The organism is Thioalkalivibrio sp. ALE28 (assembly GCF_000377425.1).
Taxonomy (GTDB): Bacteria; Pseudomonadota; Gammaproteobacteria; order Ectothiorhodospirales; family Ectothiorhodospiraceae; genus Thioalkalivibrio.
In genome coordinates, this window is sequence record NZ_KB898093.1 from 110,717 (window position 1) to 130,574 (window position 19,858).

The window sequence follows — 19,858 nt, forward strand, 5'->3', positions numbered from 1 at the left end:
ATAGTCGCCTTCCGTCTACCTGATCCGTGCGTCCCTTGTCGATGAGCGTTCTGCCACGTCTTGGCCTGCTGCTGTGCCTGATTCTGGCTGCGCCGGTGCTGGCCGACGTCGCGGAGCCGCGTTCGATGACCGTGACGGATCCCGCCGGCGTGGAGCTGGACGTGACCGTCTACCCGGCCGAGGGTGAGCGCCTCTACCTCTGGCTGCTGCCGCAGGCGGGCGCACACGCCAACCATGCCGAGTTCGGCCGCGAGCTGGCGGCCCTGGGCATTGAGGTCTGGCAGGTGGACCTGCTGGATGCCCATTTCCTCCCCCGCACCAACGAGAGCATGCGCAGCCTGGATGGTGTCAGCGTGGCCGCGTTGCTGCGCGCCGCGCATGAAGAGACGGGCAAGGAGGTCATGCTGGTGGCCTCCGGTCGCCCGGCCATCACCGCGCTGCGCGGCCTGCGCAAGTGGCAGGAAGACGGGCCCGACTCGGCTTACGTGCTCGGGGCGGCCCTGGCCTTCCCCAACCTGATGGTGGACACGCCGGTCGCCGGGGCGCCCGCGGAGTTTGTGGATGTCGTGCGGGCCACCAGCCTTCCGGTGTTTCTGCTGCAGCCGACCCAGGGCGTCTACCGCTGGCACCTGGACGAGATACTGACCGACCTGCGCCGGGGTGGCAGCGCGGTATTCGTGCAGATGATCCCGGGGGTGCGCGACTTCTACTACCTGCGCCGTTCCGACCCCGAACCGGAGGAAGTGGCCATGGCGGCCCGTCTGCCCGCGCAGTTGCTGCAGGCGGGCCGGCTGCTGGCGAGTGTCCCGCGCCCGCTGGCGGCGGCGCCTATGCCGGAACTCGCGCACGAGGTCGAGGCCGGCCGGGGGCTGGTAGCGCGCGATCACCCGCCACCAGTCGACGACTTCACGCTCACCGATCATCTGGGCGATGAGCAGTTGCTGTCCGATTACGCAGGGCAGGTGGTCCTGCTGAACTTCTGGGCCAGCTGGTGCCCGCCCTGCGTCCACGAGATCCCGTCGATGAACCGCATGGCCGAGACCCTGGGCAAGGGTTTTGCCATCGTTTCGGTCAACTACCAGGAGAGCGCCGAGCACATCTCCGCCTTCATGGACGAGGTCCAGGTGGATTTCCCGGTGCTGATGGATTTCGATGGCCGGGTCGCCGCCGACTGGCGCGTATTCGCCTTCCCCAGCTCCTTCATCCTCGGCCGCGACGGCCGCGTGCGCTATTCCGTCAACAGCGCCATCGAATGGGACGACCCCGACGTCATCAACCGCGTCCGTACCCTCATGACCGAGCCCGAATAGCCGGCCGGACGGTCGTGCCTTATTCGTCGGTCGAGCCTTCCACCGTGGTCAGGCCGAAGGCGTGCCACATTTGCATGCCCCCGCGGTACCACTTGATGCGCTCGGCGGGGTAACCGAGATTGGTCAGGGTGCGGATGTTGGTGGGGGACTGCCCGCACCAGGGGCCGTTGCAGAACAGCACCAGGGTCTTCGCGTGGCTGAAGTCGTAGAAGTCCCCGTCGAAGACCACGTCGAACCGGTCGCTCAGCACATTGCGTACGTCGTCCGGGTCGGCCCCGGAGGCGAAGTGCAGGCGATCCCAGGGGATGTTGATGGCCCCGGGGATGGTGCCGCGGCGATATTCGCGTGGGGTGCGTGAATCGATGATCAGCAGGTCGTCGCGCTCGGTGGTCTGGCGCAGGTAATCGATGAACTCCAGTTCACCCAGCGTCTCGACCCCTCGACCCAGGCTCATCGGCTGGATGCAGAAGGGCGGACAGGGGCGCGCAATCTGCGCATAGTCGAGATCGATGGTCGCGAAGGTGTCCTGGTCGCGGGTCACCGTCACGCGCTCGTCGCCGTGGCGCACCTCGAACTCGGCCATGTCGGCGGTGATGCCCACCTCCACCTCCGCGAAGGTGGGCGAGGCCACCAGCAGTGCCAGGCTCGCGAGCAGGCCGCATACACGGGGCGATGCGGGTTGGGGCTTTTCCATCGGATTCTCCTCGGCATCCGCCATTCCTCAAGCGTAGTCCCGAATATTGCCGAGCACGCGCAAGGGCCCACGTGTGGCGGGTATTTCGGGCGGCGGCGTTACCCTTGCGCCTGTTCGTCGAGGAGTTCGCGGATCTGGTCGATGACGCCGGGTTCGGTCCATTCGATCGCGCCGAACAGGTAGTAGCGCAGCTGGCCCTCGCGGTCGATGACGTAGCTGGTGGGGTAGGCCATCGCGCGCCAGTCATTCAGGGAGGCCTGGTCCGGGTCGAGGAGGATGGTGAAGTCCGTTTGCACTTCGTCCTCGATGAAGCGGCGGATGGTGGCCTCGTCCTCGCCGAGATTCACCGCGAGGATGCGAAAGCCTTCCGCGCGCAGTTCATCCTCCAGCAACTGCATGGATGGCATCTCGTGCACGCAGGGCGGGCACCAGCTGGCCCAGAAGTTCACCAGCACGACCTCGCCGCGATAGTCCTCCAGACGACGGGTGTCGCCGGCAAGGTCGGGCCGTTCCAGCGGCGGGGCGGCCACGGGCTCGTCCAGGGTATTCAGTTGCGCGTCGCCGCCGGTGGGGGTGCGCACGGCCAGGTCGGTGTCCGCATCGGCCACGGCCGGCGTCCGCTGGCGGGGCAGGCGCGACAGCATCTCCATGCCGAAGGCGATCTCGCGATGGAAGTGCTCGCTCGCCAGTTGCTCGCCGGCCGTGGCATCCGGGCGGAAGAAGAACCGGTCGCGGATGCCGGGAAGCAGGCGGGCCCCCACGGCACTACCGCCCTCCGTGAGACCCGCGCGGATGCGGCCGAGTTGCTGGCGCTGTGGGGATTGCGCCGGTTGCAGGATGTACACGGGGAGGTTGGTCAGCCCGACGATGGCCTGCAGCTCGGCACCTTCGGTGTCCACGCCGGTGTGCAGGTAGGGGCTGGCCATCAGCAGGCCGGCCATGTGGTCCGCATCCGGGTGGGCGAGCTGCCACTGGTAAAGCCCGGTGAGCAGCCAGGGCAGGGCGCGGTCGTGGCCGAACGCGAAGACGGCGCGACCGGTATCGGCGTGAGCCGACTCGATCAGGTCCGCGACCGTCGTGGTGGGCATATCATCGAAGCTGGAGGCCGCCTCCGGCAGGAAGTGGCCGCTGAAGGGGTCAACCAGCCAGACCTCGATGCCGATGGCCTGCAGGGCCAGGGCCTGGGTGCGGTGGCCGTCGCGCAACCCGTGCTCGGACGGGAACCACAGCAGCACGGCGTCGCCGTCGGCGCGATAGCGCTCCACCGGGACCTCGGCGCCGCCGGCCTCGATGATGGCGGCTGCGTTCGCAGCGCCGGTTGGATCCCCGGCATCCTGGGCCAGGGCGATAAGCGGCGTCCCCAGAAGCGCTACCAGAGTGAGCAGAACAACGGCGAGAGAACGGGTCATGCAGGCCTTTCCGGAGGGTGTTCGGGGAGAGACGCACGAGGGCTCGATATTGATCCGCCGGTGCTGAATGCAGTCCGGTCGTCCCGTGGACATCCTTGTGAGATTCCACACCTAGAGCGACACCGGGACCCGGCGATACGGCTCGGGGGGCGGCGGTCTGTGGTCGCCGCTTTCGGGGAAGCGCTGGATCAGCTTGTCGTAGTAGCTGCGGATGTTCTGCACGTAGACGACCGGCTCCCAGCCACGGGCGTAGCCATAGCGGGTGCGCTCGTACCATTCGGGGTCGGCCAGGCGCGGGAGCCACTGCATCACGTCCAGCCAGCGATCCGGATCGTCGCCATGCGCATCCGCCAGGCGACGGGCGTCGTGCAGGTGACCGAGGCCGACGTTGTAGGCCGCCAGGGTCATCCAGGTGCGGTCCGGTTCCGGGATTCGCTCCGGGAGTCGTTCGCGCAGATCCAGCAGGTATCGCGTGCCACCGTCCACGCTCGATGCGGGATCGGTGCGGTCGTCGATGCCGAGACCCGCAGCGGTGTTCTGGGTCAGCATCATCAGCCCGCGCACGCCGGTGGGCGACACGGCGTTGGCATTCCAGTGTGACTCCTGATAGGCCACCGCCGCGATGAAGCGCCAATCCAGGCCGTATTGCTCGCCGGCGCTCTCGAACAGGTCGCGAAAGCGATCCAGGCGGTCCTCCACTCGGCGGGCGAAGGTCAGGGCGTCCACCAGGTCGTGGGTCTCCAGGTGGCCCAGGTAACGGTCGGTCATCAGCTCCAGTTCGCGGCTCTCGCGCAGGCGCTCGATATAGCGTTCCGCCGCTTCGATCAGGCTGTGGTCGAACCCGGACGGGAACAGCCAGGTGACGGTCGCACCGCGCTCGAACTCGTACGCGGTGCGCAGCTCCGGATGCAGGCGCCGCAGCCGCCCGAACTCCAGCGAGTTCATCAGGGCATAGTCGATCTCGCCTGCGGCCAGGGCCTGGCGCAGCGCCTCGGCGGTGCCCAGCGGTACCAGGTCGATCGCTGGGTCAGGTGGCTCGTCGCTCAGCGTTTCCAAGGGGTTCTCTTCCGGATCGGCGGATTCGGGGCCCTCCGCCAGGGTCGAGCTCCGTTGTCTTGAGGCCTCGACTTGGGCCAGGTGGTCCCGCAGGCGTTCCGGCAAGGGGGATTGCGCGGTGAACCCCAGACGGGTTCCGGCAGGCAGATCGTCGAGGGCGGACAGGGCCGCGTTCGCTTCGTTGCCGCGCCAGAAGGCGAGGAGCTGCTGGATCGCGAGGATCTCCGGGCCCGGTTTGACCGCGGGATCGCCGGGATCGACCAGCAAGCCGGCGGCAAGATCCACGCGCTGTTCGCGCAGACGCTGGTGGGCCTCGGCCGCTGTGTCCACGCGGGTGACCCGGATGCGCGTGCCCAGCTCCCGCGCAAAGCCGTGCAGCAAGTCGAGGTCCAGTTGGTCGTGGCCGTTGGCCATGGTCAGTTCCGAACGGCCAAGTGGAGTGTCCACCAGAACGACCTGCAACTCCTCGCGAAAGGTGAGCTGCTCCAGTGCAGAGGGTGGCTGGAACCAGACCCGCAGACCAATCATCACCAGCAGCACGATGAAGATGCCGAGCTCGATCTGACGCCAGGTCGTGCTTGGAGGTCGGAGCTGAAGGTGCGGGGCCATGGACTGGATGATACCCAATCAAGCGGCGTGGCCGCGCGGGACGCGGCGGCGCCGGGTCCGGGTGCTGGTCCTGGCCGGAATGTTTCCCTATCGCCAGTTCAGGACCAGCCCCTGAGCGCGCAGGATCTGCAGCGCGGGGTCGACACAGGTGTCGATGAAGGCGGCCCGGCGCGGATTGTCGCGTGCCAGTCGGCGGTAGTCCGGACCCGCGGGCAGGCCCGCGAGCTGGTAGATATCCGCCGTCGGGTAGTAGAAGGCGTGCACGAACTGACGGAATACCCGGCGCATCAGCGGCCGGTAGGTGGTCTTCTGCCAGGCGGGCAGGGAGTCCAGGTAGCTTTCCAGCGTGTCGCGGGCATGCGCCATGTGGCGGGCCTCGTCGATCATGTGGGTGGTGACGACGTCATGCACCGTGGGGCTTATCTGGTCGCGGCGCTGGTGGATCAGCCGGTTCATCCGATCCGGCACTTCCTCGCCGATCATCACCGCGATCCAGAAGATCGAGGACTCGAACGGGGCGAAGCGTCCGACCAGCGTGGCGAGACGTGGCTTCGGGAAGCGCTTCTCCGGCAGCTCCAGGCCGCTGCGCCGCATGAACTCGATGAACATCAGGCTGTGCCCGGCCTCTTCGCGCAGCTCGTGCAGGCGGTAGTTCAGCCGGTCCAGCCGGCCGGTCGAGTGCATGGAGATGCGCGAGATGCGCTCCATGAACAGGCCCTCCAGCCACAGTGCCCCGCTGATGAAGTAGAGGAACTCGTACTGCGACAGGCGGCGTTTCTGCTCGGCGGACAACGCCGAGTATTCCGGCGTACCAAATAGCGAGACGGCCTCTTCCGGGATCCAGAAGTCCTTCGGCGACAGCGCATCCCAGCGAATCCGCGTGAGCGGATCCTGGTATGGCGAACTGTTGCGGCTCAAGTGATCGAGCAGCTCCTGGGAGGAATTCATCGTTGGCGTGCCGGGGCCCATGCGGATGACGCCGGGAATCATACCGGCTCTGCCCGTCCGGACCAACGCCAACCCGTTGCAATCTGCGGTTGCTCCCCCATGATTAAGGAGACGCTGATTGAATCGCACGTCCGCGTTGGTGCCCCCTGTTTTCCGAGACAAGGCGCGGCGGGCAGCGGGTAGTGGTTCTACCCGCAAGCGGCGCAACGCAGGATCGGGGAACAGGGGGCACCAACCCCACAAGCCATTGAAAGCAGGGGCTCGGCCGCTTTTGCGTGCGCCCGGCGTTGCGGCTCGCTTATGTAGCTCGGCTACACTTCACTCACCGCGCCTTGTTCGCACGCAAAAGCGACTCGAGCGCGAGCGTGTACATTCATCAGTGTTTCCCTAGGACGCTCTCTCGCCCCATGGAACCCCGATTTCGCGAAACCGACTTCCTGCGTGGCGTGGCGCAGATTGCCCAGCTCCCGGCCGACACCGGTGTCGAGATCGCCTTTGCCGGGCGCTCCAACGCCGGCAAGTCCAGTGCCCTGAACGCCTTGTGTGGGCGCAAGGCGCTCGCGCGGGTCGGCCGTACCCCGGGGCGCACACAGGAGATCAATCTTTTCCGTCTGCCGCCGGCCGAGCACTGGCGGCTGGTCGACCTGCCGGGCTACGGCTACGCGAAGGTCTCGGCCGGCAAGCGCGCGGAATGGGACCAGCTCCTTGGTGGCTACCTGCAAAAACGCCAGTGCCTGATCGGTCTGGTCCTGATCATGGACATCCGCCGGCCGCTGACCGAGCTGGATCGCCAGCTACTGGACTGGGTGCCTCTGGAGCGCTGCCGCTTGCACTGCCTGCTGACCAAGGCGGACAAACTCTCGCGCCAGGAGGCCGACCGCCAGTTGCGCAAGGCGCATGGTGAGCTGGAGGCCATGGGCGTCGAGGCGACGTTGCAGACCTTCTCCTCGCTGAAGAACCAGGGTGTCGATGACCTGCGCGGCCTGCTGGGTGGCTGGCTGGCCGAGCATGATCCGGAGTCGGCTCCCGCGACCGGCTGAGGCCCGTCTCTGCCCGACGGTCGAGCGGATACACGAAACGCAGACAAAAAGAAGCCCCGGCCTTGGGGTGGGACCGGGGCTAATTTCGGCCTCTACAGGGGGGAGAGAGGCCTATTGCCCGCTCAGGGAGAGAAGCGGGCCGCGCTGGGCTAGAGCGCTCAGTAAGTGAGAAAGCACTGCGCGGGCAAAGTTCCTGCCGCGTGCCTCTCGATTGCGAATTTTTTCACAGAATCCATCGTTGCCGTCCGGGGTGTGGCTCAGTTGGCTGTCCCGGTGGCCTCCGCATGGGTTCGCAGGCCCTCCACCAGTTCGGCGGCGGGTGTCCCGTGCGGGTAGATCTGCAGCAAGTCGCCTTCCGGGCCGACCAGGTAGGTGGACGAGCTGTGATCGACCACGTAGCCCATGGCCGAGTCGATCTCGGTGCGTTCGTAGAATACGCCGTAGCGTTCCGTGATCGGCTGCAGCTCTTCGTGGGACCCGGTCGCCGCCTGGATGGCCGGGTGGAAGTGCCCCACATAGGTCTCCAGGCGCTCGCGGTCATCACGTTCCGGGTCGACGCTTACCAGTACCGCCGCGACCTCGCCCTCCAGCTCGGGCGGCAGGCGGTCCAGCGCGGCGCTGATCCAGCCCAGGCTGGTCGGGCAGGCATCCGGGCAGGCGGTGTAGCCGAAGTAGACCCAGACGTATCGCCCTTCCAGGTCCGCCAGCCGGAACCGCTCGCCCGTGGTGGAAACGGGCAGTTCGATCGGCCCGCCGGATACCGCATCGGCCACCGGCAGGCGTTCGTGGTCGGCCCCCTGGGACACGGGGGGTGGTGCCGGGCGGAGCATCACGAAGACGAGCAGGGCGCCGGCCGCCAGCACGGCCAGTACCCAGAGCAGGCTGCTCAGCGGGATACGCTGCATGTCGGTTTTCCTCAGGGGTTGTCGCTGTGGCTGCGGCGGGTGACAAAACGAAACTGGACCCGGGCCGCATCCGCATCGCCCGCGGGCATCACGGTGGCGGCCCAGGTCATGGCCTCGGTGGTGCAGATGGGCAGCGTCGTCTCGCCGACATAGCGCCCGCCGCCTGTGTGTTCCAGCCGCGGGCGCTGGAAGCCCATGTACATCTCCACCCCGGCCAGATCCAGTTCCAGGGCCTCGGGTTCGCCGAGGTTGCCCCGGGCCGCCGGGTCCAGCTCCAGGGTCAGCTCAAGTGGTTGCAGCATCGGCACGGGGCGTGGCGTGATCCCCAGGGTCAGCGTACCGCCCGCCGGATGGTCGGCGCTGCAGGGCCCTGCGTTCAGGTCGCAGTCCTCCGGCTGGACGATGGTGATCCCGCCGGAACCACCGGTGTCCAGATAGCGTTCGGCCAGCACCCAGGCGGTCGCCAGCAACAGGACCGCGACCAGCCAGGGGGCGAGCCGGTTGAACCCCTTGGCCAGTGAATCCGACATCTAGTGTGCGTCGTCCCAGTTGGCGCCGGTGCCGACATCTACCACCAGCTCCACGTCGAGCTCGGCGGCCCCGCTCATGGCCTGGCGCACCAGCGTGGTCAGGTCCTCCACGGCCGCATCGGCCACCTCGAACACCAGTTCGTCGTGCACCTGCATGATCATGCGGGCGTCGATATTCGAGTTCGCGAGATCGTTGGCGACGCGCACCATCGCGCGCTTGATGATGTCGGCGGCGGTACCCTGCATCGGGGCGTTGATGGCGACACGCTCGGACTGCTGGCGTCGCGCCCCGTTGCGGCTGTTGATCTCCGGCAGGTACAGGCGGCGGCCGAACAGGGTCTCGACATAGCCGTTCTCGCGCCCGGAGGCGCGCGCGCGTTCCATATAGTCGTGCACGCCGGGATAGCGATTGAAGTAGCGGTCGATGTACTCGCGCGCCTCGCCCTGCTCGATGCCGAGGTTGCGCGCCAGGCCCCAGGCGGACATGCCGTAGATCAGGCCGAAGTTGATCGCCTTGGCCGCGCGGCGCTGATCGCCGGAGACCTGCTCCGGGTCCAGCCCGAAGACCTCGGCGGCGGTCGCGCGGTGGATGTCCTGGCCCTCGCCGAAGGCCTTCAGCAGGCCCGCGTCCTGCGACAGGTGGGCCATGATGCGCAGCTCGATCTGCGAGTAGTCCGCCGCCAGCAGCTGGTGTCCCTCATCCGCGATGAACGCGCGGCGGATGCGCCGGCCGGCCTCGGTGCGCACCGGGATGTTCTGCAGGTTCGGCTCCGAGGACGACAGCCGCCCGGTGGCTGCCCCCGCCTGGTGGTAGGAGGTGTGCACCCGTCCGGTCTCCGGGTGGATGCGCCGGGGCAGGGTCTCGGTGTAGGTGCTGCGCAGCTTGGACAGGCCGCGGTGCTCGAGGATCAGGCGCGGCAGGGCGTAGTCGTCCGCCATCTGCTCCAGCACGTCCTCGGCGGTGGAGGGCTGGCCCTTGGGCGTGCGCCGCAGCACCGGCAGGCCCAGGCGCTCGAACAGGATCTCCTGGATCTGCTTGGGCGAGCCGAGGTTGAACTCGCCGCCGGCCTCCTCGAAGGCCTCGCGCTCGATGCGCTCCATCTCGGCCAGCAGCTCCTGGCTCTGCTCGCCGAGCAGATCCGGGTCCACCTTTACGCCCACGCGTTCGATATCCGCCAGCACCGGGACCAGCGGCATCTCGATCTCGCGGTAGACGAACGCGGGGCCTTCAGCCTCTTGCAGGCGCGGCTGGAACACCGCATCCAGCTGAAGGCAGATGTCGGCATCCTCGCCGGCGTAATCGGTGGCGATGCCGATATCCACCTCGGCGAACGGGATCTGCTTCGCGCCCTTGCCGGCCACGTCCTCGTAGTGCGTGGTCTGGTAGTCCAGGTGGCGCTCGGCCAGGGAGTCGAGGTCGTGGCGGTTGGCCCCGGCGTCCAGGCAGAACGACTCCAGCAGGGTGTCGTCGACGATGCAGCGCAGGGTGATGCCGTGATTACCCAGCACGTTGCGGTCGTATTTCAGGTGATGCCCCAGCTTGCCGTGGCGCTCCGACTCCAGCCACGGCTTCAGGCGTTCGAGCGTCTCCGCGCGCGGCAGCTGCGGGTCGGCATCCGGCCCGGTGTGGGCCAGCGGCAGGTAGTAGGCGGTGCCTGGCTCGAAGGCGAAGGACATGCCGACGATCTCGGCGCGCATCGCATCCAGGCTGGTGGTCTCGGTATCGAAGGCGACCCGCTCGGCCTGGTCCAGGCGCTCCAGCAGCTCGGCCAGTTCGGCCGCCTCGCGCAACGTGCGGTAGTCGCCCTTCGCCTGCGACGAGCCCGGATTGCCGCCGGCGGCCTCGTCCTCGCTGTCCTCCAGCTCCGCGCGCCAGCGGGTGAAGCCGTAGCGGCGCACCATCTCCAGCAGGCGCTCGTGATCCGGCTTGCGGATGTTCAGGTCGTCGGGGCCGACGTCCAGCTCGACATCGCGCTTGACCGTGATCAGTTCGCGCGAGGTGGGCAGGCGCTCGGCCGCGGCGCGCAGGTTCTCGCCGATCTTGCCGCCGATGTCGTCGGCCTGTTCCAGAATGGTGTCGAGGTCACCGTACTTCGCGATCCACTTGGCCGCGGTCTTGGGGCCGACCTTGTCCACGCCCGGGATGTTGTCGACGCTGTCGCCCATCAGCGCGAGGTAGTCGACGATCTGCTCCGGGGCCACGCCGAATTTCTCCTGCACGCCCTCGGGGTCCAGCGTGACCCCGCTCATGGTGTTGACCAGCGTGATGCGGTCATTCACCAGTTGCGCGAGATCCTTGTCGCCGGTGGAGATCACCACGTCGTGCCCGGCTGCGGCGGCCTGGTCGGCCAGGGTCGCGATCACGTCGTCGGCCTCCACGCCCTCGACGCACAAAAGCGGCAGGCCCATCGCCCGCACCAGTTCGTGCAACGGTTCGATCTGGGCGGCCAGCTCGTCCGGCATCGGCGGGCGGGTGGCCTTGTATTCCGGATAGATGTCGTCGCGGAAGGTCTTGCCCTTGGCGTCGAACACCACCGCCATGTGCTCCGGGCCGTAGTCCGCGCGCAGCTTGCGCAGCATGTTGGCCACACCAATCATCGCCCCGGTCGGGGCGCCATCCGGCGCGGTCAGCGGCGGCAGCGCATGGAAGGCGCGGAACAGGTACGACGAGCCGTCGACCAGGACAAGAGGCGCTTGCGACATGAAGGTGGAATCCGGACAGGGAACGCGCGCCATTCTACAGGCCCGGCCCGGGCCGCGACCATTTGTGCGCGCCCGGGGGCGCCGGTACGCTGAAGCCTTCACCCTTGGGAACCCGCTGCATGAACAACCGCGAACGTGCCGAACACCCGGGCCTGCGCCCGATCGATGACTCCGCCCTGACCCGCGAGAGCTGGAAGATCTTCCAGATCATGGCGGAGTTCGTGGAGGGCTTCGAACGCCTGGCGCATATCAAGCCCTCGGTGAGCATCTTCGGCTCCGCCCGCTTCCCGCCGGAGCATCGCTACTACCAGCTGGGCGAGGCAACCGCGCGGCAGCTCTCGGACGCCGGTTTCGCGGTGGTCAGCGGCGGCGGTCCGGGCATCATGGAGGCCGCCAACAAGGGGGCGTTCGCCGGCCGCTCGCCCAGCATCGGCCTGAATATCCAGTTGCCGCACGAGCAGAGCGCGAACGACTACCAGGACGTGGGCCTGGGGTTTCGTCACTTCTTTTCGCGCAAGGTGATGTTCGTCAAGTACGCCTCGGCCTACGTGGTGCTGCCCGGGGGCTTCGGGACGCTGGACGAACTGGCGGAGATCCTGACCCTGGTGCAGACCGGCAAAACCCGGCGCATCCCGGTCGTGCTGGTGGGCAGCGAATTCTGGAAGGGCCTGCTCGACTGGTTCCGGGATACGCTCGTGGAGCAGGGCACCATTGACGAGGAAGACCTCCAGCTATACTCGCTGGTAGATTCACCGGAAGACGTGGTGGACGTGATCTTCGAGTACTACGAGGCGCGCAGCTTCGAGCCGTCCGCGGAAGAAAAGAAACGACTGATGGAACTGTGATGATGACCTCGATGCGTGCGAGCCTGCCCCTGTCGCTGCTGGCGGCCCTGCTGCTGGTTTCCGGCACGGCGCTGGCGCAGGAAGACCGCGAGTGGGGGGATGCCCCGCCGCCGCCGGAGCTTGAAGAGGGCGCGGATCCGCCGCCCCCGGTGCTGGATGAACGCGCCCGCGAACAGCGCTCGCTCGAGGACGCCGACATCATCATCATCGAGCGCGACGGCGAGACCCGGCGCGAATACCGCATGGGTGGCGAGCTGGTGATGGTCGAGGTCACGCCCGCCGTGGGCCCGACCTACTACCTGATCGACACCACGGGCGACGGCACGCTGGACGGCCGTCGCAACGAGCTCGACCCCAACTTCGTACCCCCGTCCTGGGTGATTTTCCGATGGTAGAGAACGAATCTGAGACCCGGGCCTGCGCCGATGCGACCGGCCTGGCCCTGACCCATGGCCCGAGCGGCCTCGAACTGGATGGCCGGCCGGTGCAGTGTCTGCGCCTGGCATCCGCCGTGGCGCCGGCGCTCGAATCCGCGCTCGGCGAGGTACCTGGCGGCTGCGGTCGCGTGATCGGCCGGGGTGCGGATCCCGATCCTGGTGAGGTCCTGCTGGTGCTGGAGCGCGGTCAGGCGTTGCAGGGCGCGGTTGCGGCCGAGGGGCCCGGCAGTCTGGAGGCCCTGGGCGAGCGCGCCGCCGACTGGCAGGGGCGTCACACGGCCGGGGCCTTGCCCGTCGGCGAGGGCTACCGGCGCGGGGTGCTGCAGCAGCAGATGCGCGAGCGCGCCGATGCGATGGCGTCCACGCTGGATGCCGAGTCCCGGGCGATCCTGGACGCCGAGCTGCACCACCAGGGGCTCTACCGTTTCGAGGACCTGCCGCTGGCGGGAAGCTACTGGCAGTCCGTGCGCATCTACCCGGAAGGTGCCGGTCTTGCCGATCTGGTGATCCCGCCCGCGCCGGTACCGGCCTTCTGGCAGCTCGCGCGAATCGCCCTGGCGCTCGCCGTGGACGCCTCCGGGCAGCCGGATGCCGAGCGGTACCGGGCCGTGCTGGCCGGGTTCAATGCCCGGCGGCCACTGACTGCAATCGAACGCGGGGCGGCGCCCACGATGCTCCGCCTGGCTGCGCTGGATGACTGGCTGTCCGCGCTGGAGTCGGGAGCGGCCGCGGCGGCCGAGCGGGATCGCCTCGCGACCCTGCAGGCCGATGCGGCGCGGCTGCAGGGCGTCTGGGTTCGCGCGGCCGCCTGATCCCGGCTGGCCCGTGCCGGTGGCGCGGGAGCTTCCGGGCTTGTGGTGGTCCGAACGTACACGGGAGGCAGGGTGGTGGTGCCGCGCCATCCCGCCCAAGGAGGAAGACCCATGTTCCGAACCACGCTCTGGCTGGCCTTGTCGCTGGCTGTCCTTCTCGCCCCGGCGCTTGCGAGTGCCGACGTCTACCGCTGGACCGACGATCAGGGCAATGTCCATTTTGGCGACCGCCCGCCCGAGGGGCGCGCCAGCGAGCCCGTGGACGTGCGCGAGCCCATGCGCGCGGTCCCGCTGGAAGGTGCGCGGGAGATTCTCGAGCGGCCCGTGCGGCCCCGCGGTCAGCCGGAGGCGGAGGGTGCGTACACGCGGGTCGCAATTGCCCGTCCGGAGGATGGTTCGGGGGTGCGGGCGAACGACGGCAATGTGAGTGCCGAGCTGGATCTCGAGCCAGCGCTGGATGCCGACGCCGGCCATCGCGTGATCTGGGTGCTGAACGGCGAGGAGGCGGGCGAGGGCCAGTCGCCCACGGCGACCTTCGAGGGGCTGAACCGCGGCGAGCATACGCTGCAGGCCCGGATCGTGGACGCATCCGGCGAGGAGCTGGGGGCGAGCGCGACCATCGAGTTCAACGTGTTGCGGATGGCCATTCCGCGCGAGCAGCAACAGCAGCAGCGGCCGCAGCAATTCCCGCCCGGGGGTGCGCCGCAGGCGCCCAGGGCCCCGCAGGCACCCAGGGCGCCCTAGGGAGACGCTGATTGAATCGCACGTCCGCGTTGGTGCCCCCTGTTTTCCGAGACAAGGCGCGTCGTGCAGCGGGTAGTGGTTCTACCCGCAAGCGGCGCAACGCAGGATCGGGGAACAGGGGGCACCAACCCCGCAAGCTATTGAAAGAAGGGGCTCGGCCGCTTTTGCGGGGGAGCGGCGTTGCGGTTCCCTTGTGCAGAGTGACTGCACGGCAGTCACCGCGCCTTGTTCGCACGCAAAAGCGACTCGAGCGCGAACGCGCGATTCAATCAGCGTCTCCCTGGCCGGTGACGCCGGCTCCGAATTAACAACCTCGATCTCTGCACTTAAATAGCGCAAACAACGCCCCATGATGGTGCTATGATTGCACCATCATAGGGCGTTTTGGGTTCTGGGGGTTGGCGATTCGGCTGCGTTTTGTGACCGTGCCCCCGGCTTCGGCGCCCCGCCTGGCGATTCCTGCTTGGCGCGATTCCTGCTTGAGGCCTCTTGATGACCACGCCCGCTTCCAATTCCGGCCCGGCCACCCCGCCCTGGTGGGACGACCTCTCCACGGCCGTGCTGGTGACCGATGCCGAGCTTTGCCTGCTGAGCATGAACAGCGCCGCCGAGGTGCTGCTCGGTCTCAGTCGCGAACGCATCGTCGGGCATGGTCTGGGCCAGTGGCTCAAGCTGGACCGGAATCTGTCCAGCCGCCTGCGCTCGGCGCTGACGCTGGATCAGCCGATCACCCTGCGCGCGCGCCAGATGGAGCCGCTGCGGGCCGAAAGTTTCCTCGCCGACGTGGTCATCACCCCGCTCCGTGGCGAGGGCGACAAGCCGGGGCAGTTGCTGTTCGAGCTGAATGCGATCGATCGCCACGAGCGCATCAGCCGCGAGGAGCAGTTACAGAAGCAGCAGGCGATCACCCGCGCGGTGACCCGGGGGCTGGCCCACGAGATCAAGAACCCGCTGGGCGGACTGCGGGGGGCGGCGCAGTTGCTTGCCAGCGAACTGGACGACTCGGGCCTGAAGGAATACACCCAGATCATCATTCGCGAGGCCGACCGGCTGCGCAGCCTGGTCGATCGCATGCTGGGGCCGAACAACCTGCCGCGGCGCGAGCCCGTCAACCTGCACGAGGTGCTGGAGCACGTGCGGGGCCTGGTCAGTGTGCAGCTGCCGCTGGGGCTGAAGATCCGCGGCGACTATGACCCCAGCATCCCGGACGTGCAGGCCGATCGCGACATGCTGGTGCAGGCGATCCTGAATCTGGTGCAGAACGCGGTGCATGCGCTGGAGGACGGGGGCGAGATCACCCTGAGCTCGCGCATCCTGCGCCAGTACACCATCTCCGGCCATCGCCACCGCCTGGTCGCCAAGCTGAGCGTGCGCGACAACGGGCCCGGTATCCCGGAGGAGATCCGCGAACGCATCTTCTTCCCCATGGTGACCGGCCGCGCCGCCGGGACCGGGCTCGGGTTGCCCATTGCCCAGAGCCTGATCCAGCTGCACGACGGTCTGATCGAATGCCATTCGCGCCCGGGGGCGACCACGTTCGACATCCTGCTGCCCCTTGAACCCCCGAAGGCCCGGGAGGCCAGGAAGTGATGGAGCCCACTGTCTGGATCATTGACGACGACGACTCGATTCGCTGGGTGCTGGAGCGTGCCCTCCAGCGTCACGCGATCGCGGTGCGCGGCTTCGAGACCGCGGACGCCGCCTGGGCGGCGCTCGACCGGGACCCGGTGCCGGACACCATCGTCGCCGATATCCGCATGCCGGGCCTGAATGGCCTGGACTTCCTCGCGCGCATGCAGACGCGCCCCGATCCGCCGCCGGTGATCATCATGACGGCCTTCTCCGATCTGGAGAGCGCCGTGGGCGCCTACCAGACCGGGGCCTTCGAGTACCTGCCCAAGCCGTTCGATGTGGACGAGGCCGTGGCTCTGGTGCAGCGGGCACTGGAGGCGCGGCGCGCCGGGCAGGACAACGGCACCGCTGGCCCCGAGATCGAGGAAACCCCGATCATCGGCGAGGCCCCGGCGATGCAGGAGATGTTCCGCGCCATCGGCCGCCTGTCGCGCAGCAACATCACCGTGCTGATCAACGGGGAGTCGGGCACCGGCAAGGAACTGGTCGCCCGTGCCCTGCACCAGCACAGCCCGCGCGCCGATCAGCCGCTGATTGCCCTGAATACCGCGGCCATCCCCAAGGATCTGCTGGAGAGTGAACTCTTCGGCCACGAACGTGGTGCGTTTACTGGCGCCAACCAGAGCCGCAAGGGCCGTTTCGAACAGGCCGATGGTGGCACGTTGTTTCTCGACGAGATCGGCGACATGCCGTTCGACCTGCAGACCCGGCTGCTGCGCGTGCTGTCCGATGGCACCTTCTACCGCGTGGGTGGCCATACGCCGATCCGGGTGGACGTGCGCATCATCGCCGCGACCCACCAGGATCTGGAGGAACGCGTGCGCGCGGGGCTGTTCCGCGAGGATCTGTTCCACCGTCTGAACGTGATCCGGATCCATGTGCCGTCCCTGCGCGAGCGCCCGGAGGACATCCCGCTGCTGGTGCAGCATTTCATGGCCGAGGTGGCGCAGGAACTGGGGGTCGAAGCCAAGACCATGCGCCCCGAGGTGGTGGCGGAGCTGCAGCGCCTGCCCTGGCCGGGCAACGTGCGTCAGCTGGAGAACACCTGCCGCTGGCTGACCGTGATGGCGTCGGGCCGCGAGGTCCACCTGGACGACCTCCCGGCCGAGCTGCACCAGCCCGCCGAGACCCGGGCCGAGCCGGACGGTGGTCCGGCCGGCGTGGTCGCCGGCCCGCGGGACTGGACGGCCGAACTGGCCCAGGTGGCCCGCCAGCACTGGCAGCGTGGAGACCAGGACCTGCTGGGTTCGGTGCTGCCGCAACTGGAGCGCACGGTGATCCGCGAGGCCCTGAACGCCACCGGCGGCCACCGCCAGCAGGCGGCGGCCCTGCTCGGCTGGGGGCGCAACACCCTCACCCGCAAGATCCACGAACTCGGCCTCGACGACGACTAGGCTGATTTCACCACGAAGCCCACGAAGGCACGAAGAACGGCCAGGTCAAAAGCGGTTCACAGGAAGAAGGGAAGATGGGAAGGGTTTTTGGGTAAAGGCCGCTGGCCCGTGTCCTGGGGCCTGCCCGGCGGGTTGATCAGTCCCGGGGCACCATTCCCGCATTCTTCCGTCCTTCCCATCTTCCTGTTAATGCTCTATCGCTTTTGACCTGGCCGTTCTTCGTGCCTTCGTGTGCTTCGTGGTGAAACAGGCCTTCAGGTGGTGGGGTCCTGCGGGGCGGGCGGGGCGCAGGCGGAGACGGCGCCGTTGAGTTGCAGGGTGCCGGTCAGGTCGCGTACGTGGGTGTAGCCGTGGCGGTCCATGTAGTCGCTGATGCCGTGGAGGATCCTGGGCAGGCACAGCGGGTCGTAGAACAGCCCGGTGCCCACGCCGACGGTGCTGGCCCCGGCGATCAGGAATTCCAGCGCGTCGGTGGCGTTCATCACGCCGCCCTGTCCGATGATCGGCACGTTGTGGGGCGCGGCCACCTGATAGACCTGCTGGACCTTCAGCAGCGCGATCGGCTTGATCGCGGGCCCCGAGAGTCCGCCCTGGTTGTTGCCAATCACTGCGCGCCGGTTCTCGACGTCCACCGCCATGCCCATCAGCGTGTTGATCACCGCAAAAGCATCGGTGCCGGCCTCGATGCAGCGGCGGGCGTTTTCGGCGATGTCGGTCTGGTTGGGCGAAAGCTTGGTGATCAGCGGCTTGGAGGTGACCTTGCGGCAGGCCTCGACCACGCGCGCGGACATGTCCGGGTCGTTGCCGAAGGCGACGCCGCCTTCCTTTACATTGGGGCAGGAGATGTTGATCTCGATGGCGTCGATGGGCGAGTCGTCGAAGCGGCGGGTGACCTCGATGTACTCCTCGATGGTGGAGCCGGAGACATTGGCAAAGAAGCGGGTCTCCTCGAAGTCCAGCTGCGGCAGGGTGTGGTCCACCACGTGGTCCACGCCCGGGTTCTGCAGGCCGATGGCGTTGAGCATGCCGTCCGGGGTCTCGTAGACCCGGTGCGGCGCGTTGCCCAGACGGGCCTGGCCGGTGGTGCCCTTCAGGCAGATCGCACCGGCGTCGCGATTGGAGAAGCCGGCCACGCGGGTGTACTCCTCGCCGAAGCCGACGCAGCCGGACAGCAGCACCAGCGGCGTGTTCAAATGCAGCCCGCAGAACTCCAGGGCCAGCCGCGGATCGGTGCGCGAATCACTCATGCTTCACATCGTCCTCTTTCAACCGGAGATCCCGCCGAACACCGGCAACATCATTCGTCTGGCAGCCAATACCGGCGCTGCGCTGCACCTGATCCATCCGCTCGGCTTCGAGCTGGACAGTGCGCGGGCGCGCCGCGCCGGGCTCGATTATCACGAGCTGGCCCGGGTGCAAGAGTATGACAGCCTCGAACAGTGGCGGGAATCGGTGCGGCCCGACCGGGTCTTCGCCATCACCACGCGCGGCCACGCCCGCTATGATGCGCCGGCCTTCCGCGCTGGCGATGCCCTGTTGTTTGGCCCCGAGACCCGCGGTCTTCCCCACTCGGTGCTCGAAGCCCTGCCTCCCGGGCAGCGCTTGCGCCTGCCCATGCAGCCCGGCAGCCGCAGCCTGAATCTCTCCAACGCAGTCGCCGTGGTCGTCTACGAGGCTTGGCGCCAGCTCGGGTTTTCCGGCGGAGACTAGGAGTCTGTCGGATCTGGGCGATCTGCTGCGCCCCCCGGCAGGGCCTCGCCATTTGCACTACCCTCGGAAGAAAGCCCGCGAGCGGCCCGTCTCCCTGTGACGGCCCTGTCCACATTGATCCGCACGAGGTTCCCGATGGTTTCTGTACTGCGTCCTCTCCTGTTCCTGGCGGCTGCCAGCCTGTTCGTAGCGCCGCTGGCGGCCGATGAACCCACCGGTTCCGACAACTGGTGGTGGGATGACGACTGGTGGGAAGACGGCGTGATGTATTCCGATCTGGAGAACCACGAGGTCACCATTGAACGCATCGAATACCAGCGCGACGGCATCGACATCCCGGCGATGGTGGCAAGACCGGCCGATGGCGAGGCCTATCCGGCGATCCTCTGGACCCACGGCCGGCGCGGCCTGGACGACCTGGCCGAACTGCACGTGAAGCGCCTGGCCGCCCGCGGCTTCGTGGTGCTGGCGCCGGACCTGTACACCGGCCGCTTCATGGAGAGCCACCCGCTGGATCATGACTACGAGCTGGAAGGCGATCTGAACAGCGGGCTGGATGTCCTGCTGGCGCGTGACGACATCGCGGGCGACCGTGCCTGCCTGGTCTCCATCACTCGTGGCGGCTACAAGACCCTGAAGGTCGCCGTCACCTTCGAGCGCCAGGTCGAGGATGTCGCCTGCTGGGCCGGCTACTACCCGCACCTGCAGGACCCGAATCTGGGCGAGCCGCACCAGGTGTACCGCTACGCCAACGAGGTCAATCAGCTCGAGATCCCGATGATGATCCTGATCGGCGACGAGGAGCAGTACCAGCGCCACCGTACCGCGCGCATGGCCGCGGATGGACTGGAGAGCCGCGGCGGTGATGTCACCTGGATCGAATATCCCGGTGTGGGTCGCGGCTTCGACTTCCGCAACGGCAATAACCGCACCTTCGCCGATGACCTCGCCTCGCGCGACGCGATGATTCGGGTCACGCACTTCGTCAATCAGCACCTGCCCGACTGAGTTCTGCCTTGCCCCCTGCCAGGGGGCACAACTGACGCTTATGCAGGTAGGCCCGCCGGGCTGTGCGCCATT

18 protein-coding genes are annotated in these 19,858 nt (G+C 67.8%); 10 read left to right on the top strand and 8 right to left on the bottom strand.

Annotation, left to right across the window (positions count from 1 at the left end):
- Window positions 1-41 precede the first annotated feature (41 nt).
- The gene (locus D105_RS0100535) at window positions 42-1,310 is read left to right on the top strand and encodes a TlpA disulfide reductase family protein (RefSeq protein WP_018877176.1); all 1,269 of its coding nucleotides are present in this window, start codon (window positions 42-44) and stop codon (window positions 1,308-1,310) included.
- A 19-nt stretch (window positions 1,311-1,329) separates the two neighbouring features.
- Here D105_RS0100535 and D105_RS0100540 read toward each other — a convergent pair whose 3' ends face one another.
- The 4 genes from D105_RS0100540 to D105_RS0100555 all read right to left on the bottom strand — a co-directional run bounded on the left by D105_RS0100540 (window position 1,330) and on the right by D105_RS0100555 (window position 6,026).
- Window positions 1,330-2,028 (bottom strand): rhodanese-like domain-containing protein, encoded by a 699-nt coding sequence (locus D105_RS0100540; RefSeq protein WP_018875910.1) that lies wholly within the window; start codon window positions 2,026-2,028, stop codon window positions 1,330-1,332.
- A 74-nt stretch (window positions 2,029-2,102) separates the two neighbouring features.
- Entirely contained in the window at window positions 2,103-3,413 is a 1,311-nt protein-coding gene (locus D105_RS0100545; RefSeq protein ID WP_018877177.1) for a peroxiredoxin, read from the bottom strand.
- A 111-nt stretch (window positions 3,414-3,524) separates the two neighbouring features.
- The gene (mltF, locus tag D105_RS0100550) at window positions 3,525-5,078 is read right to left on the bottom strand and encodes a membrane-bound lytic murein transglycosylase MltF (protein ID WP_018867826.1); all 1,554 of its coding nucleotides are present in this window, start codon (window positions 5,076-5,078) and stop codon (window positions 3,525-3,527) included.
- A gap of 87 nt (window positions 5,079-5,165) precedes the next feature.
- Complete coding sequence (locus D105_RS0100555) at window positions 5,166-6,026, bottom strand: diiron oxygenase (RefSeq protein ID WP_018877178.1); 861 nt, start codon at window positions 6,024-6,026, stop codon at window positions 5,166-5,168.
- 407 nt (window positions 6,027-6,433) lie between these two features.
- Between D105_RS0100555 and yihA the strand changes: the two genes are divergently transcribed.
- On the top strand, window positions 6,434-7,066 hold the full coding sequence (gene yihA / locus D105_RS0100560) for a ribosome biogenesis GTP-binding protein YihA/YsxC (RefSeq protein WP_018867703.1): 633 nt from the start codon (window positions 6,434-6,436) through the stop codon (window positions 7,064-7,066).
- A gap of 257 nt (window positions 7,067-7,323) precedes the next feature.
- On the opposite strand, the gene D105_RS0100565 is transcribed toward yihA, so the two are convergent.
- Genes D105_RS0100565 through polA form a run of 3 tightly spaced genes read right to left on the bottom strand, consistent with a single transcriptional unit; the run spans window position 7,324 to window position 11,204 of the window.
- Window positions 7,324-7,971: an SCO family protein gene (locus tag D105_RS0100565; RefSeq protein ID WP_018875914.1), complete on the bottom strand. Its 648-nt coding sequence runs from the start codon at window positions 7,969-7,971 to the stop codon at window positions 7,324-7,326.
- Between the two features lie 11 nt (window positions 7,972-7,982).
- Complete coding sequence (locus D105_RS0100570) at window positions 7,983-8,501, bottom strand: hypothetical protein (protein WP_018875915.1); 519 nt, start codon at window positions 8,499-8,501, stop codon at window positions 7,983-7,985.
- On the bottom strand, window positions 8,502-11,204 hold the full coding sequence (gene polA / locus D105_RS0100575; RefSeq protein WP_018877179.1) for a DNA polymerase I: 2,703 nt from the start codon (window positions 11,202-11,204) through the stop codon (window positions 8,502-8,504). It abuts the gene before it with no gap.
- A gap of 119 nt (window positions 11,205-11,323) precedes the next feature.
- Here polA and D105_RS0100580 point away from each other — a divergent pair, with 119 nt between their 5' ends.
- The 6 genes from D105_RS0100580 to ntrC all read left to right on the top strand — a co-directional run bounded on the left by D105_RS0100580 (window position 11,324) and on the right by ntrC (window position 17,068).
- Window positions 11,324-12,049: a TIGR00730 family Rossman fold protein gene (locus D105_RS0100580; protein ID WP_018867707.1), complete on the top strand. Its 726-nt coding sequence runs from the start codon at window positions 11,324-11,326 to the stop codon at window positions 12,047-12,049.
- Window positions 12,049-12,444 (top strand): DUF2782 domain-containing protein, encoded by a 396-nt coding sequence (locus tag D105_RS0100585; RefSeq protein WP_018875917.1) that lies wholly within the window; start codon window positions 12,049-12,051, stop codon window positions 12,442-12,444. The genes D105_RS0100580 and D105_RS0100585 overlap by 1 nt, the downstream gene beginning before the upstream one ends.
- Window positions 12,438-13,298 carry a hypothetical protein gene (locus D105_RS0100590; RefSeq protein ID WP_018877180.1) on the top strand — a complete coding sequence of 287 codons (861 nt, stop codon included), beginning with the start codon at window positions 12,438-12,440 and terminating at the stop codon, window positions 13,296-13,298. Before D105_RS0100585 ends, D105_RS0100590 begins: the two co-directional genes overlap by 7 nt.
- Window positions 13,299-13,409: 111 nt before the next feature.
- On the top strand, window positions 13,410-14,042 hold the full coding sequence (locus D105_RS0100595) for a DUF4124 domain-containing protein (RefSeq protein WP_018877181.1): 633 nt from the start codon (window positions 13,410-13,412) through the stop codon (window positions 14,040-14,042).
- A 492-nt stretch (window positions 14,043-14,534) separates the two neighbouring features.
- Window positions 14,535-15,632 carry a nitrogen regulation protein NR(II) gene (glnL, locus tag D105_RS0100600; protein ID WP_018875920.1) on the top strand — a complete coding sequence of 366 codons (1,098 nt, stop codon included), beginning with the start codon at window positions 14,535-14,537 and terminating at the stop codon, window positions 15,630-15,632.
- The gene (gene ntrC, locus D105_RS0100605; RefSeq protein WP_018877182.1) at window positions 15,632-17,068 is read left to right on the top strand and encodes a nitrogen regulation protein NR(I); all 1,437 of its coding nucleotides are present in this window, start codon (window positions 15,632-15,634) and stop codon (window positions 17,066-17,068) included. Before glnL ends, ntrC begins: the two co-directional genes overlap by 1 nt.
- Window positions 17,069-17,322: 254 nt before the next feature.
- Here the strand turns inward: ntrC and D105_RS0100610 are convergent, their stop codons facing one another.
- Window positions 17,323-18,315, bottom strand: a complete 993-nt coding sequence (locus D105_RS0100610) for a dihydroorotate dehydrogenase (protein ID WP_018877183.1) — start codon at window positions 18,313-18,315, stop codon at window positions 17,323-17,325.
- Between D105_RS0100610 and D105_RS0100615 the strand changes: the two genes are divergently transcribed.
- Window positions 18,314-18,778 (top strand): tRNA (cytidine(34)-2'-O)-methyltransferase, encoded by a 465-nt coding sequence (locus D105_RS0100615; RefSeq protein WP_018867714.1) that lies wholly within the window; start codon window positions 18,314-18,316, stop codon window positions 18,776-18,778. The genes D105_RS0100610 and D105_RS0100615 overlap by 2 nt on opposite strands.
- Window positions 18,779-18,913: 135 nt before the next feature.
- Window positions 18,914-19,786 carry a dienelactone hydrolase family protein gene (locus D105_RS0100620; protein ID WP_018877184.1) on the top strand — a complete coding sequence of 291 codons (873 nt, stop codon included), beginning with the start codon at window positions 18,914-18,916 and terminating at the stop codon, window positions 19,784-19,786.
- Window positions 19,787-19,858 lie beyond the last annotated feature (72 nt).

Excerpts from the sequence above, each read along its gene's own strand:
- D105_RS0100615 (WP_018867714.1), top strand. The coding sequence starts at position 18,314 with ATGCTTCACATCGTCCTCTTTCAACCGGAGATCCCGCCGAACACCGGC.
- polA (WP_018877179.1), bottom strand. The coding sequence starts at position 11,204 with ATGTCGCAAGCGCCTCTTGTCCTGGTCGACGGCTCGTCGTACCTGTTC.
- D105_RS0100590 (WP_018877180.1), top strand. The coding sequence starts at position 12,438 with ATGGTAGAGAACGAATCTGAGACCCGGGCCTGCGCCGATGCGACCGGC.
- D105_RS0100570 (WP_018875915.1), bottom strand. The coding sequence starts at position 8,501 with ATGTCGGATTCACTGGCCAAGGGGTTCAACCGGCTCGCCCCCTGGCTG.
- yihA (WP_018867703.1), top strand. The coding sequence starts at position 6,434 with ATGGAACCCCGATTTCGCGAAACCGACTTCCTGCGTGGCGTGGCGCAG.
- D105_RS0100620 (WP_018877184.1), top strand. The coding sequence starts at position 18,914 with ATGGTTTCTGTACTGCGTCCTCTCCTGTTCCTGGCGGCTGCCAGCCTG.
- D105_RS0100535 (WP_018877176.1), top strand. The coding sequence starts at position 42 with ATGAGCGTTCTGCCACGTCTTGGCCTGCTGCTGTGCCTGATTCTGGCT.
- D105_RS0100555 (WP_018877178.1), bottom strand. The coding sequence starts at position 6,026 with ATGAATTCCTCCCAGGAGCTGCTCGATCACTTGAGCCGCAACAGTTCG.
- D105_RS0100545 (WP_018877177.1), bottom strand. The coding sequence starts at position 3,413 with ATGACCCGTTCTCTCGCCGTTGTTCTGCTCACTCTGGTAGCGCTTCTG.
- D105_RS0100565 (WP_018875914.1), bottom strand. The coding sequence starts at position 7,971 with ATGCAGCGTATCCCGCTGAGCAGCCTGCTCTGGGTACTGGCCGTGCTG.
- D105_RS0100595 (WP_018877181.1), top strand. The coding sequence starts at position 13,410 with ATGTTCCGAACCACGCTCTGGCTGGCCTTGTCGCTGGCTGTCCTTCTC.
- D105_RS0100580 (WP_018867707.1), top strand. The coding sequence starts at position 11,324 with ATGAACAACCGCGAACGTGCCGAACACCCGGGCCTGCGCCCGATCGAT.
- D105_RS0100540 (WP_018875910.1), bottom strand. The coding sequence starts at position 2,028 with ATGGCGGATGCCGAGGAGAATCCGATGGAAAAGCCCCAACCCGCATCG.
- mltF (WP_018867826.1), bottom strand. The coding sequence starts at position 5,078 with ATGGCCCCGCACCTTCAGCTCCGACCTCCAAGCACGACCTGGCGTCAG.
- D105_RS0100585 (WP_018875917.1), top strand. The coding sequence starts at position 12,049 with ATGATGACCTCGATGCGTGCGAGCCTGCCCCTGTCGCTGCTGGCGGCC.
- ntrC (WP_018877182.1), top strand. The coding sequence starts at position 15,632 with ATGGAGCCCACTGTCTGGATCATTGACGACGACGACTCGATTCGCTGG.
- D105_RS0100610 (WP_018877183.1), bottom strand. The coding sequence starts at position 18,315 with ATGAGTGATTCGCGCACCGATCCGCGGCTGGCCCTGGAGTTCTGCGGG.
- glnL (WP_018875920.1), top strand. The coding sequence starts at position 14,535 with ATGACCACGCCCGCTTCCAATTCCGGCCCGGCCACCCCGCCCTGGTGG.